The following is a 17437-nucleotide window of genomic DNA, read 5'->3' as shown; positions in this document are numbered from 1 at the left end:
GGGCCGGAGGCGCGGTCAGCGGCCCCCGTGGGTGAGGGCGTCTATGCAGACGACTACGGCGAGGATGACGGGGAAGTCCTCGCCTTCGGCGATGGCGACGGTGTAGGTGTCGCGGGCCCGGATCCAGCGCTTGGCGATCTGGGCGACGCCGGTGCCGTCACGGGTGAGGCTGTAGTCGTGGTCGAGGATGTTGCCCTGGACGCGCAGTTCGCCGGCCTCGCCGAGGTCGACGCGGAAGCGGTCGCGGATGCCGACGAGGGCCTTGTGGAGGGTCGCGACGGTCTCGCCCGCCCGCTCGATCACGAACGTCTGGCGCAGCCGCAGCGCCTTCTCGTGGATCTTGAGCAGTTCGGCGCCGTGCACGTCCTCCAGCAGGAACGTCCGGCGCAGCCGCAGCATCTTGCCGTTGACCCGGTAGACCCGCTCGCCGACGCCGTTCTCGATCCAGAAGTCGTCGCCGAAGGAGAGCATCCGCTGCTGCATCTGGAACTGCACCGTCGTGGTCGGCGCGGTCTTGGCCTTGTTGCGGAACATCACGAGCCTCCCGGACGAGTCCCACCCCACCAAGACTGACTTTTCCGGACTTATCCCCAAGGCCGTCCCTCGGTCAGGCAAGAACCGCCCCACGACTCGGCCGGGCCCCGCGTGATCAGCCCTCCCCGACGGTCCCGACGGATTCCGTCCTGCCCCGGGTGGCCTCCACGACGACGGAGAAGCGGTCGGGCACGGTCCCGTCGAGCCTGACCAGGAGGTCCGCGGTCGGAGGCGGTTCCGCCGGGGTCGTGATCGAGACGCGGAAGGTCGTCGCAGCGGTGCTCACCCCGGTCACGGACGCCCCGGGCGTCCCCGCCAGCCAGGCCGTCGCCGCGGTCTTGACCCGGTTCTCCCAGACCGCCATGAGGCACGTCAGCGCGGTGTTCGCGACGAGGAGCAGGGTGACGACGACACCGAGGCCGCCCAGCGCGAAGACGGTCCGCCCTCGCGCGGCCGTGCCGACGACGGACGAGGCCCGGTCCAGCACCGCGAAGACGAAGGCCCCGGCGAGGACCATCGACAGGACATTGGACAGGAACAGGACGAACGCGCCGAGCGCCAGGGTGACGGCGCCGTCCCCGAGGCAGACGCCCACCACGACCAGCGGCGGGACGAGCGAGATCGCGATCGCCACGCCGGGCAGGACCGCGCCGACATCGCGGCGGGCGAGCGCGACGGCCCCCGCCAGCCCCGTCGCGAGCGCGCCGAGCAGATCGGTCAGCCCCGGGGACGTCCGCCCGGAGATCTGGCCGTTCGAGAGCAGATCGTAGGACTTCGGCACCACGAGGGACGCCATGAGCCCGACGGCGACGACCGCGACCGCCCCGCCGACCACGAACCGGCCCGCGCCGCCCCTGGCCCTCCGCACCAGCCCGACGGCCACGCCCATGATCGGGGTCGACAGCGGCGCGATGATCATGGCGCCGATGACCGTCGCGGTCGAGTCCGACAGCACGCCGGAGGCGGCGATGACCGAGGACAGCAGGAGCATCGTCCAGAACGCCGACCGCTCGGCCGTGCGGTCGGGGGAGGCCAGGTCCAGATCGTGGTCCAGCTCGGCGAGCGTCCGCCGCTGCGCCGCGGGGACGATCCACTCCCGCACCTTCCCCGTCATCGTCCCGCCGCCCGAGGAAAGCCGCTTCCCCGGGAAGCCCGGTGCGGCGTCACGGGGTGACGATGTCGAAGTCGCGGTCACCTTCGTCGAGCAGGCCCAGCAGGGTGCCGAGCGCGCCGCGGTCGCCCTCGGCCTGGATCCCGTCGAGACTCCCGGTGGCGAGCAGGCCCAGCAGCTGGGGCTTGGTGAGCGTGAGGGCCAGATCGGGCGGGGTGCCGTTGTGGGCGCGGCTCCGGGTGAGGACGCCGTTGGCGAGGCTCAGCCGGAACTCCTCCTTCAGGTCGGTGAGGTTCCAGTCGATGCTGAGCCGGGTGTCCCAGGCGCGCGGGCCGTTCACCCGGATCGCCAGGGAGTCGAAGAGCTGGTCGGTGCTCAGCGCCGCCATGACGTCGGGACTGGCGCTGTCGAGGGTGTTCACCGGCTTGTGCCCGCGCAGTTCGACCGCGCCCTGGAGGTAGAAGTTCCGCCAGGTGCCGTTCTCGCTGCCGTGACCCAGCCGGTCGTACACCTCGGCGAGGAGCTCCCGCGCGTCGGTGTCGCCGGGATCGGCGAACACGACGTAGTCGAGGACCTGGGCGGCCCAGCGCAGCTCGCCCGCCTCGACCGCGGCCCTGGCCTTCACCAGGACCGCCTCGGCGCCGCCCATGAACTCCACGTGCTTGCGCGCCGACTCCTCGGGCGGCAGTTCCCACAGGTGGGCGGGGTTGCCGTCGAACCAGCCCAGGTAGCGCTGGTAGATCGCCTTGACGTTGTGGGAGACCGAGCCGTAGTAGCCGCGCGCGTGCCAGGCGCCTTCGAGGGCCGGCGGCAGCTCGATCAGCTCGGCGATCTCGGTGCCGGTGTACCCCTGGTTGAGCAGCCGCAGGGTCTGGTCGTGCAGGTAGGCGTACAGGTCTCGCTGGTGGGTGAGGAACTCCGTGAGCGCGGCGGTGCTCCAGGTCGGCCAGTGGTGGGAGGCGAACAGGACGTCGGAGTCCCCCGCGAACAGCTGGACCGCCTCGGTGAGGTAGCGGGCCCACACCCGGGGGTCGCGCACCTGGGCGCCGCGCAGCGTCAGCACGTTGTGCAGGGTGTGCGTCGCGTTCTCGGCCATGCACAGCGCGCGGCGCTCGGGGAGGTGGAAGTTCATCTCGGCGGGCGCCTCGGTGCCCGGGGTGAGCTGGAAGACGAACCGGACGCCGTCGAGCACCTCCTCCTGACCGGTCTCGGTGACCGTCAGCGTGGGCTCGATCAGCGAGATCGTCCCGGTCGAGGTCGTCTGGCCGAGGCCCGCGCCGACCTGGCCGGCCGGGCCCTTGGCCAGCTCGGCCCCGTACATGAAGATCGCGCGCCGGTTCATCGCGGTGCCCGCGTAGACGTTCTCGGCGACCGCGTGCTCGAGGAACCCGGCGGGCGCGACGACGGGCACGTCCGCCGAGCCGTCGTGCACGCCGCGGACGCCGCCGAAGTGGTCGGCGTGGGAGTGCGTGTGCACGACCGCGGTCACCGGGCGGCCGCCCCGGTGCTCCCGGTACAGGGCGAGGGCGGCGGCCGCGCACTCGGTGGACAGCAGCGGGTCCACCACGACGACGCCGTGGCGGCCCTCGATGAAGGTCACGTTGGACAGGTCGAAGCCGCGCACCTGGTAGACGCCCTCGGCGACCCGGTAGAGGCCGTGCTTGGCGGTGAGCCTGGACTGCCGCCACAGGCTCGGATGCACCGTGTCCGGGCACTCGCCGTCGAGGAAGGCGTAGGCCGCGAAGTCCCAGACGACGCGGCCCTGGGCGTCCTTGATCACCTGATCCGAGGTGGTCCCGACGAACCCGCGCTCGGCGGAGTGGAAGTCGGTCCGGTCGGCGAACGACGGCAGGACGGCCACGGCATCTCCTCGGGAATCGGCTGGACCACGCCCATGATTCGTTCCCCTGAGCGCGGCCCGCCGGATACCGCGAACCGGCAAAGAAGGCATGGCACGGGACAGGGGGCCGGAACGACCGGCCCCCTTCTCGAGGTGGGTCTCATCATCCGGACGATGACCACGTTCGGGTCGGCCGCGACGATAACGATCAAGAAAGCCTGCGTGGGTGACATGTAACCGATTGAGGTGTTTTGGGTTTTTTTACCCTGACCTGGGGCAGGGATCACCTATGGTTACGAACGCGGAACGGAGTGTGCGAAGCGCGTCGCGCGGCAGTGCGATGGGGGCCGCGGCGCGGCTGGGGCTCGCCGGCAGAGGGGTGTTGTACCTGCTCATGGGGGTGCTGGCACTGCGCGTCGCATTCGGCGCCGGCGGGCAGGAGGCCGACAGTTCCGGCGCGGTGCAGACGCTGGCCCGGCAGCCCGGCGGCGAGGTGATGCTGTGGCTGCTCGTCGCGGGGCTGTTCGGGCTCGCGCTGTGGCGGCTGGCCGAGGCCGCGTTCGGCGCCGCGGGACCCGACGGGCACAAGGCGTCCGCCCGCGCGATGTCGCTCGGACGCGGCGTCTTCTACACCGGGCTCGGCACGACGACCCTGCTGTTCGTCCTCGGGGCGCGCGGCCAGAAGTCCTCCGACGAGCAGTCGCGCGACCTCACCGGACGGGCGATGCACGATCTGCCGGGCGGCCGCTGGCTGGTCCTGCTCGCGGGCGTCGTGCTCGTCGGCGGCGCGCTGTGGATGGCGTACAAGTCGGTGGTGAAGCGCGACTTCATGGATAAGCTTCACGTGTCGGGGCAGGCCAGGCCCGTGGTGGAGACGCTGGGCCGGGTCGGTTACGCCGCGCGCTGCACGGTCTTCACCGGCGTCGGCGTGTTCCTCGCGTACGCGGGCGCGACCGTCGACCCCGGCAAGGCCGAAGGCGTCGACGGAACCCTCCGGGAGCTGGCCGCGGCCCCGTTCGGCCCGTGGCTCCTCGCCGTCGTCGCCGCGGGGCTCACCGTCTTCGGCGTCTATTCCGCCTGCGAGGCCCGCTGGCGGAACGTCACTCCTGGCTGACCGGACGCCCGGAGGCGGCGACCACCCGGGATGGGGCTCACACGGCGTGAGAGCATGCTTCTGGAATTTCGGGAAAGGTGCTTCCGGGCGGGCCGGAGGCCGGGTGCGGGAGGTCGCGGTGGCGGAGGGGAACGGACGGGCCGGAGGCGTCGCCTTCGAGCTGGAAGGCCATGTGCTCGAGGTGATGGGCCTCTACGACGTGCCCGCGCCGGAAGGGGCGGACCTCGCGATGGCGATGGCGCTCACCCCGCGCGTCGTGAACACCAGGGGCGGGCTGCAGGGCGGGCTCGTGGCCACGCTCGTCGACCTGGCCGCGGCCCGTGCCGTCGCCCTCGGACTCGGCGACGGGGAGAGTTCGGCCACCGCCGACTTGAACATCCGCTACCTGTCCTCGGTCTCGGTCGGCCCGGCCGTCGCCGCCGCGCGGGTCCTGCGCCGCGGCCGGAACCTCACGGTCGTCGAGGTCACCGTCCGGGACGAGGGCCGCGACCTCGTCGCCGCGGTCGCGACGCTCTCGTTCTCCATCGTCGCCCTCCGGCCCGGCCAGCCCCATCCCCGCGACCTGTCCCCACGGGACTGACCCCGGCCACGACCGCGGCAGGTCTGATTGTGGCGTTTTATACACTTTGCGAGGTTTGCCGGGATTTCTGGATCGGCGCCGAACCGTCCGGACCTCCCGGGAGCCTTGCATGTACTCTCCGACCGCGCCGGTGCGCCCTGCGCTGCACCGGCTCCTGGCCTACCGCCTGCTCGGCGTGCGTGTGCCCTACCAGAACCGGTACTGGGTCCGCGACGACGTGCTCCGCCCGGGGTTCGCGACCCGCCAGGCCCTCGTCCTCTTTCCGGTCATCTTCGTGGTGTACGGCGTGCTGATCCCCTTCGGGGTCGCCGTGGCCATGTTCCTGCAGTACGGCGAGTTCGAGTACCTCGGCCCACCGATCTGGTGGCCGGTCACCGTCCCGGTCGGCATGGTCCTCCTCGAGACCGCGCTGGACAGGCTGTTCCCTCGGCTCTTCGGCTACAGGCGCCGGAGCATGCTGCGCAGGCACGACTTCCATCCCGACGGCAGCCCGATCGCCTACCCGCCTTTCTGGATCCCCTACCCGCCCATGCCCCCGCGCTGACCCGCCGGCACGCCGGCCCGCCGAGGCCGCGGGGGCAGAGTGGCGGGACGCATCGCGCTGATGCCGGGGACCGCCGCGGTCTTCGGCCGGTTCGTCGGCGGCGTGATCATCGCGGTCGGCCGTTCGGACGCGGCCTGCGCGGCCGTTTCCTCGTCAACGTGCCGATCGGGCTCGCCGTCCTGGCGCTCGAGGTGTTTCCCCTGGTCATATGTGCGGTATCTCGGGTTTATGAGGCTTGTCCGGCTGCCTGGGGTCTACCGGCCGCGCCGGGACACCTGGATCCTGTGCCGGGCCGTGGGCGAGGTCGCCATGCCGCCGGGCGCGCGGGCGCTGGACCTGTGCACCGGGACCGGGCGGGTGGCGATCGCCGCGGCGCGGCGCGGGGCGGCCCGGGTGACCGCCGTCGACATCTCGCGCAGGGCGGTGCTCTGCGCGGCGCTGAACGGCTTTCTCCGACGACTCCGGGTGCGGGTGCGGTGCGGCGACCTGTTCGCGCCCGTCACCGGTGAGCGCTTCGACCTCATCACCGCGAACCCGCCCTACGTGCCGCGCGCCCGCGGGCGTCCGCGCAGGCACGGCAGGGCCCTTGCCTGGGACGCGGGTCCGGACGGACGCGCCGCGGTGGACCGCATCTGCGCCGGGGCCGCCGACCTCCTCACGCCGGGAGGCGTCCTGCTCCTGGTCCACTCCGACCTCTGCGGCGTCGGCCGGACCCTGGCCGCGCTCCGCGCCGCGGGCCTGCGCGCGGCGGTCGTGCACCGCGAGCCCGAGCGGTTCGGTCCGATCATCGGGCCCAGGACCTCCGATCTCCTCGCCCGCGGGCTCATCGAGCCGGGGCAGGACCGCGACGACCTTGTGGTGATCCGTGCCGAGCGCCGGTGACCGGCCGCGCCGCCGGGTCAGGATCGTCCCGCGCGGGCCGCTGCTGATCGAGGGCCCGGTGGAGATCGTGCTGCCCGACGGCACCGAGGTCGTCTGCGACAGGTTCGTGGTCGCGATCTGCCAGTGCCATCGCAGCCGCATCTATCCGCTCTGCGACACCAGCCACCGGCGGGCCCGCCCGTCACGGCGGCGCGAGGAGTGAGCACTCCCCCTCCCGCCATCGGTCCAGCAGATGGGCGCCCAGCCGGTCCTCCAGCCACTCGGTGGCCCCGATGCCGAAGACGACGTCGCCCGCGAGGTCCGGCTCCCGCGCCAGCAGGTCTCCGATGACGTCGTGCCTGAGCACCTGTTCGTGGACGGCGTCGGCCTCGATGTGCTCGGTGTAGAACACCAGCGCCCGCTCGTCGGCGCCGAGGCGGGCGAGGGCGGCGGCCATGCGCCGGGCGCTGGGCGGGGTGGAGATCTCGGCCGCGGCGAAGTGGCCGACCATCGCGCCGCGCAGCGCCCGGTGCAGGCCGAACAGGGACATCATGTTCACGATCGCCAGGGAGACCGCGGGGACCAGGTCGAGATAACGCAGGTAAGAGCCGTCCAGGCCGGTCGCCTCCATGAGGTCGGCGAACAGGCGGGCGTGCACGCGCGCGGCCCGGCCGCCCCCGTACTCGTCGTACTCCACCGCCACCAGGGACGCCTTGGCCTGGCCTTCCAGGCGCGGGATCACGAACGCGTGCGGGTCCGCCTCCTTGAGGTGGTAGGCCGAGCGGTGGACGAGGAACTCGCGCAGCTCCCGCCACGAACCCTCCCGCGCGAGGTGATGGGACGGCCCGCGCGCCGCCGGATCCACCACGAGCAATGGCGCGAGCGCGGCCTCGACGTCCACGCCGTCCGGGACGTTCCCGCGCAACGCGTCGAGGAAGCCGCGCTCCAGCGTCCGGCGCAATCCGAGCAGGCCGACATCCCACTCCCACTCGGGATCCACCCCGGCGAAACCGCGATAATGCAGCTCGTAACAGGTGTACAGGGCGAGCTGCGCGTCCTCTCCCAGCGGGTCGGCGACGCGCGGCACGGACGGCGGCGCCGTCCCCGGCGGTGCGCCGAGCGTCGTGACGACCGCCGCGGAGAGCGGTCCGCGTGGTGCGGGCAGGCGCGCGGAGCCGTGCGTGCGGTCCGGCCTCACCGGTGTCGAGGTCATGTCTCCCCCTCGTCCTCGGTCTCCTTCTGGCTCGTCTGTTCGGCGAGCATCCTCAGCACGGCGGGGATCCCCGCCGCACCCGCGTTGCGCTGCCGTTCCGCGCCGGTGCCTCGGTCCAGGACGCGCCGCAGCAGCCGATCGGTCTCCTTGAAGTCCCCTGCCTCCTCCAGGGCCGGACGGACCGCGGTGAGGAGCGCCGAGACCCGCGTCCGAGCCGGCACCAGCCTTCCCTCGACCGGATCCACGGCGGCGCCGGCGAGCCCGTGGCGCGCGGCGTTCCACTGGCCCGCCGCGCAGATCTGCGGGTCGACGGGGACCGCCTCCCGTCCCGCGGCGAGTTCGGCGAGGGCCGTGGCGACCAATGCCCTGGCCAGCGCCGCCTGCAGGACCGCCTCGTCGACGGTGCCGCAGGCGTCCGCGGCCCGGACCTCGACCGTCGGGTAGCGCGGGGAAGGCCGGGCGGTCCAGAAGGTCATCCCCGCGTCGATGAGAATGCCGCACGCGACGAGCCGGTCGACCGCCCTGTCGTGCTCCGCCGCCGAGCGGAAGCAGGGCGGCGCGCCCCCACCGGGGAAGCGTGCCTGCTCGATCATCCGCCAGCTCGCGTATCCCGAGTCCCTGCCCCGGTCGTACGGCGAGTTCACCGACAGCGCGAGGAGCGTCGGCAGCCACGGGCGGAGATGGCCGACGACGGCCACCGCGGTGTCCCGGTCGGGCACCCCGACGTGGACGTGGCAGCCGCACACCTCATAGCGCCGGGTGACGTCGGCGAAGGCGCGCCGGGCCACGGAGAAGCGCTCACCGGGCGCCACCGGCGGATCCGGCGAAGGGGCCACCGGCGTCCCCGAACTGATCAGCACGAGGCCCTTCGCGCGGGCCGCGTCGGCGAGCATGCCCCTGCCGCGCACGAGATCGCGCCTCAGGTCGGTGAGCCGGGTGTGCACCTCGGTGGCCGACTCGACCTGGGTCGCCTGGAGCTCAGCGTGGAATCCGCCGGGCGGTCGCGGCCCGTGGTCGGCCACTGCGGCGAGCACCTCGGGCCCCCGCCCCCGCGTCTCCCCGCTCTCCGGATCGACCAGGAGGAACTCCTCCTCGACTCCTACCGTGCAGACCGGACGGTCGGCCATGCCGCGCGACCCCTCAGCCGGTGAGATCCCGCCGCAGACCGGTCGGGATCACCCCGTCGTATGCGTTCCTCGGACATGCGGACCATGCCCGGCGATAAACGCACCAAAAGCCATCTTTGCCACTTTTCACCGTCACCACCCGCACTCGAGAACACACCAGCACTCTTAGTGAGTGATGCACTTCGGAATGTGACAGTGTCGTCGCGACGGAGACCCGTGGCGCAGGAGGCGGCGAGTGACGAGACAGACCCCCGCGGCGAGTCCGCCCCAGGCGCTCACCTCGCACCGCAAAGGGGCCCGGCTGAGGAACGTGCTGGCGACCACCGACCACAAGGTCGTCGGGTACCTGTATCTCGCCACCTCCTTCACCATGTTCCTCCTCGCCGGACTGATGGCGATGGTGATGCGCGCGGAACTCCTCGAACCCGGCATGCAGCTCGTGACGCACCAGGGCTACAACGAGCTCCTCACCATCCACGGCACGATCATGCTGCTGCTGTTCGCCACCCCGCTGTTCTCCGGATTCGCCAACGTCCTCATCCCCCTCCAGATCGGGGCGCCCGACGTCGCCTTTCCCCGGCTCAACACCCTCGGCTACTACCTCTTCCTGTTCGGCGCCCTGCTCGTCGTGTCGGGCTTCCTCATCGAAGGCGGGGCCGCGGCCTTCGGCTGGACGGGATACGCGCCGCTGTCCGACTCCTCCCGCTCCCCCGGTGCCGGGCCCGACCTGTGGATCGCCGGCCTCGTCCTGTCCGGGCTCGGCACCATCCTCAGCTCCGTCAACCTCGTCACCACCATCACGGTCATGCGCGCGCCGGGCATGCTGATGTTCCGGATGCCGATCTTCACGTGGAACGTCCTGTTCACCGCGCTCATGGTGCTCATCGCGTTCCCGGTGCTGGCCGCGGCGCTGCTCATGCTGTACGCCGACCGCGAGTTCGGCGCGCACGTCTTCGACGCGGCCAACGGCGGCGCGATCCTCTGGCAGCACCTGTTCTGGTTCTTCGGCCACCCCGAGGTCTACATCGTCGCGCTGCCGTTCTTCGGAGTCGTCACCGAGATCCTTCCGGTGTTCAGCCGCAAGCCCCTCTTCGGCTACTTCGGCATGGTCGGCGCGACCATCGCCATCACCGGCCTGTCGATGACGGTCTGGGCGCACCACATGTTCGCCACCGGCCAGGTGCTCCTCCCGTTCTTCTCCCTGATGTCGTTCTTCATCGCCGTCCCCACCGGCATCAAGTTCTTCAATTGGATCGGCACGATGTGGCACGGCCACCTCACGTTCGAGGCGCCGATGCTGTTCGCGGTCGGCTTCCTCGTGACGTTCCTGTTCGGCGGGCTCACCGGCGTCATCCTCGCCTCGCCGCCGCTTGACTTCGCCACCACCGACAGCTATTTCGTCGTCGGGCACCTGCACTACGTCCTGTTCGGCACCGTCGTCTTCGCGATGTTCGGCGGCTTCTACTTCTGGTGGCCGAAGATGACCGGTAAGAGGCTCGACGAGAAATGGGGGCGCGTCCATTTCTGGGCGCTGTTCACCGGATTCCAGGTGACGTTCCTCGTCCAGCACGTGCTCGGCGCGCAGGGCATGCCGCGCCGGTACGCCGACTACGCGTCGGAGTTCACCGCCCTGAACCTCGTCTCGTCCCTCGGGTCGTTCCTGCTCGGCGCGTCGACGTTCGCCTTCCTCTGGAACGTCTGGATCACCCACCGGCGCGGCGTCCCCGTCGGCGTCGACGACCCGTGGGGCGCGGGCTGCTCCCTGGAATGGGCGACCTCGTGCCCGCCGCCCCGGCACAACTTCGACGCCATCCCCCCGATCCGCAGCAACCGTCCCGCGTTCGACCTCCACCACGGGACCGGCTGACCCCGTCGGGCGTGTCGCGGAACCGCGGTGCGGAAGATCGTCAAATGTTGGAAGGGAGCGGGTGTGTCTGGGCCATCCCGGATTGAGTGATCATGGACGCGGTGATGATCCGTGCATGATCATCACTAGGACGGCGGGCGCTTCCCTTGCCGCTCTCGCCATCACCACCGCCCTGACGGGCACCGCCGAGGCGCGCGCCCCGGAAGGCACCCCGTGCCCCTGGCCCGCCACCGTGACGAACCTCGACGACGACTTCGACAACGACCGCTGCCCGGGTCCCCGCGGCCCGCGCGGCCCGCGTGGACCGCGCGGGCCGGCCGGGCCGGAAGGCGCCACCGGGCCTCGGGGACCCGCAGGGCCACAGGGCGAACAAGGCCCGCGCGGCCCGCAGGGGCTGACGGGCGATCGCGGCCCGCAAGGGCTCCCGGGGGATCGGGGCCCGCAGGGCCTGCCCGGGGAACAAGGGGTCGCCGGGCCCACGCTCCCGCCGGTGATCGTGCCTCCGGCGCAGCCGACCAACATCGCCGCCGGCGCCAGCGCCATCGTCCAGGGGGGCGAGTGCCCGGACGACTACTACCCCGTCAACGGGACCATGACGTACACGGGCATGGGAGTTCCCTATCTGCTGGGGGACTCGAACAACGGGAGCCGCTGGCAGTACAACGTCCTGTCGCTCGCGGGAGGGGCGCAGATCACCGTCACCGTGTCCACGGTGTGCCAGTTCGCGTCGGGCTGACGCCGCGGCGAGCCGCCCCGCGTGCGAGGGCGGCTCTTCCGTCGGCGCGAGCCTCGGCGTCGTGTGTGGGGCGGCGCGTCCGTCAGCCCGCGTCGCCCACTTTCTGGACGGGCGCCGCACCGGCCCAGGCGATGGCGGCGTCGAGATCGGCGTAGTCGAAGTGGCGCACCTCGGCGTGGACGAAGTGGTTCACCAGAGCGGGCGCCAGGTCGGCGACCCTGCTGTCGGACACCAGCGCCGCCCTTCTGACCCTGCGGTGGTGGTCGCGGACGAAGCGGGCGTGCTTGAGGAGTCCCTTCACGTTCTCCCAGCCGGGGAACGTGCGGACGTGCACGACGATCCCGGCGAGTTCGGCGTGCGTCGCGAGCCAGGTGTCGGCGGTCTGCGCCAGCGCCTCGAAGTCCTGCGCCCGCAGGGGCGCCGCGACCTCGATGACCATGACGTTCGACTCGGGAACGAGCCGGTGGGAGACTCCGGGGCCCTCGGGCAGGGTGCTCAGCCACGCGGCCGCGGCTTCGCGCTCGCCCAGCGGGAAGACCCGCACCGGGCAGGGCATGAAGAAGGACGCGAGCCTGGTCGACTCGCGGATCCACTTGGTGTCCGTGACGATCGCGCAGCCCTCGAACAGCCGCAGGGCGCTCGACCCGACCTTGAGGTCCTCCCACATGGCACCCGGGGTGAGCCCGTGGAAATCCGGTCCCACCTCCGACAGCACCCGGAGCTTCCTGCCCTCTTTCCGCGCCTCCTCGACCACCGGGACGATCACCGTCTCGTAGTCCTCCCTTGACAGGGTGCCGACGGCCCTGACCCCGTAGACCCCGGCGGGCAGCCCCTCCAGCCGTTCCAGCATGTCCGTCGCCCTCCTCGCGTCGCCCGGCGCCGACGGGGGGAATCCGACACTCATCACATTCCACCCCTACCCGGAATCTCCGGAAGCGCACCGGGCGGGCCGTCAGAGGCCGGTGCGGTCGGCGATACCGTCGAAGGCCTCCTCGACGACGGCCTCGAGCGGGCCCGCGTCGTCGTGGAGCGCCCAGTGCTCGAGGGCCGTGGTGGCGACGTTGATGAGGAACCCGGCCGTCACCGCGGCCCGGAGCTCCCCGGTCCCGGGGCCGAGCCTGTCGCGGAGGACGGGGGCGAGGAGGTCCTGGGCCTGCCTGCCGGCCGCGAGCCAGCGCGCCTTGAGCGACGGTTCGCCGAGCATGACGCGGGCGATGTTCCGGCTGCCCTCCCCGGTGGGCGCGATGGACTCCACCAGCGCGGCCCGCGCGGACACGGCCAGGGGCTCGCCGACGGGACGGGCCGCCAGCAGCGCGACCATGTCGTGGACGCCCTGGGCGAGCAGCGGGGTCAGGGCGTCGTCCTTGACGGCGCAGTGCCGGTAGAACGTCCGCAGGGAGATGCCCGCGGCCTCCGCGATCTCCTCGACGGTGGTCGCCTGGAGACCCTGCCGCTGGAACAGCTCGGCGGCACGCACGCCGATCACGTGCTGGAGCTCGGCCCTGCGCCGCTCGCGCAGCGTCGGCCGGGCTGCCTCCCGGTTCGCGGTCACCCTGACGGCCTCTCTCGCGGCGACGGACGGCCCATTCTGGCACGTCGCCCCCGCCCCCTCCGATCTTCCGCGGGAGAAGTTGACACGTCATGTCATCTTAATAATTCATGCCATATATACGTAAGATGCCGCTCATGCCGGTGGAGGTGCGGGGCGGGCGGCCCGTGTCGCCGCCCGTCCGCCCCCGGCCGCACCACGAAAGAGGGAACGCACGAACGCCCCACCCCGCCGAAGGGCCATGCATGCCGAGATGGTCGTCGGGGACACGATCAAGCCGATCGCCGAGGTGGTCCGCACCGAGGACGCGCTCGCCACCTGGGGCTGAGTCCTCACGCCGAAAGTTGGGCCCTTGACGGGCGCGTCCGGCGATGTATTTTCGAAGCGATTTCAAAAAATCATTCGGAAATGAGGTCGCAGGTGACCACCCCGCCAACCGAACTCCTCTCCCCTCCGGAACCGCCACCGCCGCGCAACCTCCCCGGCCTGCCCATGCCGGGGGATCCGCGCCTGCTGTTCGAGCCCGAGCGCAGGCCGCGGGTGCTCAAGGAGTCCCGCGGCCGCTTCCCCTTTCCCGTCCCGAACGGCTGGTTCATCGTCGCCGCGTCGGCCGATCTCGCGCCCGGCGACGTGGTGCCGCTGTACTGCTTCGGGCGCGAACTCGTCCTGTTCCGCGGGCTGGACGGCGCGGCGCGGCTCCTCGACGCGCACTGCTCCCACCTCGGCGCGCATCTCGCCGTCGGCGGGCAGGTCGAGGACTCGTGCATCCGCTGCCCGTTCCACGGCTGGAAGTTCCACGGTGCCACCGGCGAGTGCGTCGAGGTGCCTTACGACGACGTCGACCACATCCCCCAGCGCGCCGCCATGCGGGCGTATCCGACGCTCGAGCGGAACCACATGATCTGGGCCTGGCACCACCTCGAAGGCGGCGCGCCGTTCTACGACGTGCCCGAGGTGCCGGAGTTCCACGATCCGGACTGGCTGCCGATCGCCGTCCGCGAGTTCCAGCTCGCCACCTGCTGCCAGGAGATGGCGGAGAACAACGTGGACCGGGCGCACTTCAAGTTCGTACACGGCACCGACGCCGTCCCGGAGGAGGAGTTCCACGTGGACGGCGCCTACAAGCGGGCCGTCGGGCAAGGCGGGGCGTTCGTCCGCGAAGGGTTCGGGCTCGGCCTCGGCGTTCTTCGGGTGCGGGGCCTGACCACGTTCCTGTCGAGCACGACCCCGCTGGACGAGGACACCGTGCACGTCAGATGGATCTTCACCGCACCGCGCGGCAGCGGGGAGGACGCGGCCGAGCAGGCCGCCGAGATGTTCTGCACCGGGCTGAGCCAGGACATCCCGATCTGGGAGAACAAGGTCTATCGCGACCCGCCCGTGCTGCGGCCCATGGAGAAGGACATCAGCGAGCACCGCCGCTGGTCCGCGCAGTTCTATTCGAAGCCGGTCGACGCTCGGCCGGTCGACGCAGAGCAGGAGACGCGATGAGCCTGACCCGCTGGGTCCAGCCCCCGAGCGAGCCGACCGCGAGCCTGACGGACGGGCTGCCCCCGCTGCCCTCCCTGGAGGCCGTCTACCTCACGGACCCCGCGGCCCTAGCCGAGGTCCTGCCGCCCCCGCTGAAGCCGCCCGCCGAACCCCGGGTCCACGTCCGGATCACCGACATCGACCTCGGCTTCGGGACCCACCGGCACAAGGAGCTCGTCGGCTACTTCGCGGTCGAGGCCGAGCTGGACGGGGAGCCCGGCGAGTACCCGCTGCTCATCCCGATCGACCTGGAACCGGCGATCGCGATCAGCCGGGAGCGGTTCGGCGAGCCGAAGAAGCTCGCGGACCTCACGCTCACCCGGAACGGCGCCGACGTCGCGGGCACGGTCACCCGGCAGGGCGTCGCCTTCCTCGAGATGTCCGGACGGGTCACCGGGGAACTCCCGACTCCGGCGCCCTATCCGGCCCGGCAGTTCTGGATCAAGTTCTCGCCATCGGTCTCCGGGGCCGGCTTCGACGGGGATCCGCTGCTGATCGTCGTCGAGCAGACCCGGACGCCGCACGCGATCGAGCGCGTCGAGGGCGATCTCGTCCTGCGGGAGCTGCCCGGCTGCCCGGTCGTCGACCTTCCCGTCCGCGAACTCGTCTCCCTGACGTGGCAGCTCAGGTCCAGCGCGAACACGCCGAAGGTGGTCGGCCCCCTCGACCCCGTGGCGTTCGCCCCGTTCGCCCCGATCCGGTACCAGTGAAGGACACCTCATGAGCGATAGCTATGTCCTCATCTCCACCGACTCCCACGCGGGCCTGCCCGCCGAGGGCTACCGCGACTACATCGACGCCGAGTACCGCGAGGCGTTCGACGCTGCCCAGGAGGAGGCCGAGGCGATGCGGCAGCTCGCCGAGAACGACGAGCACCGCAGTTTCCTCGCCGAGTGGAACGCCGAGATCGGCCACCACGGCGGCATGAAGGGCGCCTACGACCCCGCCGTCCGCACCAAGGAGATGGACCACGACGGGGTCGCCGCCGAGGTCGTCTTCCCCGACGCCGACTCCGCGGGCGTCGGCGGCGTCGCCAAGACCCCGTTCGCCGCGGGCCTCGGCTCCACCGGTGACGACGACGCCGAGATGACCCTCGCCGGAGCCTGGGCGCACAACCGGTGGATCGCCGAGTTCTGCCAGGACAGCCCCGAGCGCCGCGCGGGTGTCGCGATCGTGCCCCTGCACGACGTCGCCGCCGCGGTGAAGATGATCGAGTGGTCGGCCGACCACGGGCTGCGCGGCGGCATCATGATCCCCACCAAGTGGGGAGCCCTGCCGTCGTACAACGACCCCGTCTACGACCCCGTCTGGGCGGCCGCCTCCGCGACCGGCCTTCCGGTGCACACCCACTCCGGCGTAGGACCCGACCCGGATGACTACGGCTACACGCCCGGCCTCATCGCCATCTACGCGACGGAGGCCTACTGGTGGGCCGCGCGGCCGCTGTGGGCGCTCATCCTCGGCGGCGTCTTCGAACGGCACCCCGCGCTCAAGTACGTCGTCGCCGAGAACGGCGCCTGGTGGACGCCGGACATCGTCAGCCGGATGGACAGCAAGTGGGAGGGCCACCACGCGACCCGCAAGTTCGGCCCGGCCGCCTTCCGCGCCGGCCTGACCATGAAACCCGGCGACTACTTCCGCCGGAACTGCTTCATGGCCGCGTCCGTCATGGGCGACGTCGAGGTCGACCGGCGGCACGAGATCGGCGTCGGGAACCTCATGTGGGGCAGCGACTATCCGCACCCCGAAGGCACCTGGCCGAACACGCGGCCGTGGCTGGCCGAGCGGTTCGGGCGCGTCCCGCAGGAGGACGTGCGGCAGATCCTCGGGCTCACCGCCGCGGAGGTGTACGGCTTCGACCTCGACGCGCTGGCCCCGCACGTCGACCGGGTCGGGCCGACCGTCGCCGACATCCACGGGTCCGAACGATGACCGCCCATCTCACCGGCTACGCGGGCCGGACCGTCGTCGTCACCGGGGGCGCTTCCGGCATCGGCCGCGCGCTGGGCGAGGCGTTCGCTGCGGAGCGGGCCCGGGTCGTCCTCTCCGACGTCGAGGAGGCCGCGCTCACCGCGACGGTCGCCGAACTCGTCGCGCAAGGGCACGACGTCGTCGGGGTGCGATGCGACGTCACCGACCCCGCGTCCGTCGAGGCGCTCGCCGAAGGGGTGTTCGCGAGCCACGGGGCGGTCCACGTGCTGGTGAACAACGCCGGCGTGGGCGCCCCGTCGGCCAGGCCCTGGGAGACGACGCCCAACGACTGGCGCTGGGTCCACTCCGTCAACGTGTTCGGGGTCGCCCACGGCGTCCAGGCGTTCGTGCCGCGGATGCTGGCGAGCGGTGAGCCCGGGCACGTCGTCAACACCGCGTCGTCCGACGGGGCGGTGAACCCGCTGCCGGACGCGTCGGTGTACGCGGCGAGCAAGGCCGCCGTGGCGACGCTCACCGAGTGCCTCGCCGCCCAGCTCGAGGCCGAGGCGGCGCCGATCGGCGTCTCGCTGTTCCTTCCGGGCGGCGGCGTCCTGGACACCGGCCTGTGGACCGCCGACCGCAACCGCCCGGCCGACCTCGCCAGAGAGCGGCCCCGCGCGCGGCCCGGCATGACCGTCAAGGAGTTCCAGGCGCTCATGGCCGAGCGCGGCGCGGAACTCCAGCTGAAGCCGCTCGACGAACTCGCCGCCGAACTCCTCGAAGGCGTCCTCAAGGGCGTCTACTGCGTCGCCGACGATCTCGGCGCGGAGGTCGGGAGGCTGCACGCCCGTGCCGACCGGCTCGCGGAGGGGCGGCACCCCACCTTGGAGGCGGGTCTGGGATCCTGACGACCGGACCCC

At 71.8% G+C, this 17437-nt stretch carries 18 protein-coding genes; 11 read left to right on the top strand and 7 right to left on the bottom strand.

What is annotated here, in order from left to right; all coding sequences use genetic code 11:
- Window positions 1-15 precede the first annotated feature (15 nt).
- From EDD29_RS14770 to EDD29_RS14760, 3 genes are all read right to left on the bottom strand, one after another.
- Entirely contained in the window at window positions 16-534 is a 519-nt protein-coding gene (locus EDD29_RS14770; protein WP_211359724.1) for an LURP-one-related/scramblase family protein, read from the bottom strand.
- Window positions 535-649: 115 nt separating this feature from the next.
- Window positions 650-1648, bottom strand: a complete 999-nt coding sequence (locus EDD29_RS14765) for a DUF389 domain-containing protein (RefSeq protein WP_123664959.1) — start codon at window positions 1646-1648, stop codon at window positions 650-652.
- A gap of 49 nt (window positions 1649-1697) precedes the next feature.
- Window positions 1698-3506: an alkyl/aryl-sulfatase gene (locus EDD29_RS14760; RefSeq protein ID WP_246052771.1), complete on the bottom strand. Its 1809-nt coding sequence runs from the start codon at window positions 3504-3506 to the stop codon at window positions 1698-1700.
- A gap of 292 nt (window positions 3507-3798) precedes the next feature.
- Between EDD29_RS14760 and EDD29_RS14755 the strand changes: the two genes are divergently transcribed.
- The 5 genes from EDD29_RS14755 (at window position 3799) to EDD29_RS14735 (ending at window position 6807) form a co-directional block, all read left to right on the top strand.
- Window positions 3799-4599, top strand: a complete 801-nt coding sequence (locus EDD29_RS14755; RefSeq protein ID WP_211359723.1) for a DUF1206 domain-containing protein — start codon at window positions 3799-3801, stop codon at window positions 4597-4599.
- A 118-nt stretch (window positions 4600-4717) separates the two neighbouring features.
- Entirely contained in the window at window positions 4718-5179 is a 462-nt protein-coding gene (locus tag EDD29_RS14750) for a PaaI family thioesterase (RefSeq protein WP_148085962.1), read from the top strand.
- A gap of 109 nt (window positions 5180-5288) precedes the next feature.
- Window positions 5289-5723 carry a hypothetical protein gene (locus tag EDD29_RS14745; protein ID WP_123664955.1) on the top strand — a complete coding sequence of 145 codons (435 nt, stop codon included), beginning with the start codon at window positions 5289-5291 and terminating at the stop codon, window positions 5721-5723.
- Between the two features lie 228 nt (window positions 5724-5951).
- Window positions 5952-6605, top strand: a complete 654-nt coding sequence (locus EDD29_RS14740; protein WP_123664954.1) for a HemK2/MTQ2 family protein methyltransferase — start codon at window positions 5952-5954, stop codon at window positions 6603-6605.
- Entirely contained in the window at window positions 6589-6807 is a 219-nt protein-coding gene (locus EDD29_RS14735; protein WP_123664953.1) for a CDGSH iron-sulfur domain-containing protein, read from the top strand. Before EDD29_RS14740 ends, EDD29_RS14735 begins: the two co-directional genes overlap by 17 nt.
- Here EDD29_RS14735 and EDD29_RS14730 read toward each other — a convergent pair.
- Together EDD29_RS14730 and EDD29_RS14725 are read right to left on the bottom strand one after the other, a co-directional pair.
- The gene (locus EDD29_RS14730; RefSeq protein WP_123664952.1) at window positions 6787-7797 is read right to left on the bottom strand and encodes an iron-containing redox enzyme family protein; all 1011 of its coding nucleotides are present in this window, start codon (window positions 7795-7797) and stop codon (window positions 6787-6789) included. The two genes, EDD29_RS14735 and EDD29_RS14730, sit on opposite strands and share 21 nt — an antisense overlap.
- On the bottom strand, window positions 7794-8924 hold the full coding sequence (locus tag EDD29_RS14725) for a carboxylate-amine ligase (protein WP_123664951.1): 1131 nt from the start codon (window positions 8922-8924) through the stop codon (window positions 7794-7796). Before EDD29_RS14725 ends, EDD29_RS14730 begins: the two co-directional genes overlap by 4 nt.
- Window positions 8925-9159: 235 nt before the next feature.
- Here EDD29_RS14725 and ctaD point away from each other — a divergent pair, with 235 nt between their 5' ends.
- Both ctaD and EDD29_RS45455 read left to right on the top strand, forming a co-directional pair.
- Window positions 9160-10791, top strand: coding sequence for an aa3-type cytochrome oxidase subunit I (gene ctaD / locus EDD29_RS14720; protein ID WP_123664950.1), 1632 nt, complete (start codon window positions 9160-9162; stop codon window positions 10789-10791).
- A gap of 115 nt (window positions 10792-10906) precedes the next feature.
- Complete coding sequence (locus EDD29_RS45455) at window positions 10907-11527, top strand: collagen-like protein (protein WP_170201409.1); 621 nt, start codon at window positions 10907-10909, stop codon at window positions 11525-11527.
- Between the two features lie 82 nt (window positions 11528-11609).
- On the opposite strand, the gene EDD29_RS14705 is transcribed toward EDD29_RS45455, so the two are convergent.
- Together EDD29_RS14705 and EDD29_RS14700 are read right to left on the bottom strand one after the other, a co-directional pair.
- Complete coding sequence (locus tag EDD29_RS14705) at window positions 11610-12431, bottom strand: SpoIIAA family protein (protein ID WP_246052769.1); 822 nt, start codon at window positions 12429-12431, stop codon at window positions 11610-11612.
- 48 nt (window positions 12432-12479) lie between these two features.
- Window positions 12480-13079 (bottom strand): TetR/AcrR family transcriptional regulator, encoded by a 600-nt coding sequence (locus EDD29_RS14700; protein WP_123664946.1) that lies wholly within the window; start codon window positions 13077-13079, stop codon window positions 12480-12482.
- Window positions 13080-13496: 417 nt separating this feature from the next.
- Between EDD29_RS14700 and EDD29_RS14695 the strand changes: the two genes are divergently transcribed.
- Genes EDD29_RS14695 through EDD29_RS14680 form a run of 4 tightly spaced genes read left to right on the top strand, consistent with a single transcriptional unit; the run spans window position 13497 to window position 17425 of the window.
- Window positions 13497-14567, top strand: a complete 1071-nt coding sequence (locus EDD29_RS14695; protein ID WP_246052767.1) for a Rieske 2Fe-2S domain-containing protein — start codon at window positions 13497-13499, stop codon at window positions 14565-14567.
- Complete coding sequence (locus EDD29_RS14690; RefSeq protein WP_123664944.1) at window positions 14564-15316, top strand: acetoacetate decarboxylase family protein; 753 nt, start codon at window positions 14564-14566, stop codon at window positions 15314-15316. The genes EDD29_RS14695 and EDD29_RS14690 overlap by 4 nt, the downstream gene beginning before the upstream one ends.
- A gap of 10 nt (window positions 15317-15326) precedes the next feature.
- A complete protein-coding gene (locus EDD29_RS14685) occupies window positions 15327-16538 on the top strand; it encodes an amidohydrolase family protein (RefSeq protein WP_123664943.1) in 1212 nt (403 codons plus the stop codon).
- Window positions 16535-17425: an SDR family NAD(P)-dependent oxidoreductase gene (locus EDD29_RS14680; RefSeq protein WP_123664942.1), complete on the top strand. Its 891-nt coding sequence runs from the start codon at window positions 16535-16537 to the stop codon at window positions 17423-17425. The genes EDD29_RS14685 and EDD29_RS14680 overlap by 4 nt, the downstream gene beginning before the upstream one ends.
- The last annotated feature ends 12 nt before the right edge of the window (window positions 17426-17437 follow it).

Source organism: Actinocorallia herbida, assembly GCF_003751225.1.
Lineage (GTDB): Bacteria > Actinomycetota > Actinomycetes > Streptosporangiales > Streptosporangiaceae > Actinocorallia > Actinocorallia herbida.
This window is presented reverse-complemented; position numbering and strand designations above follow the sequence as displayed.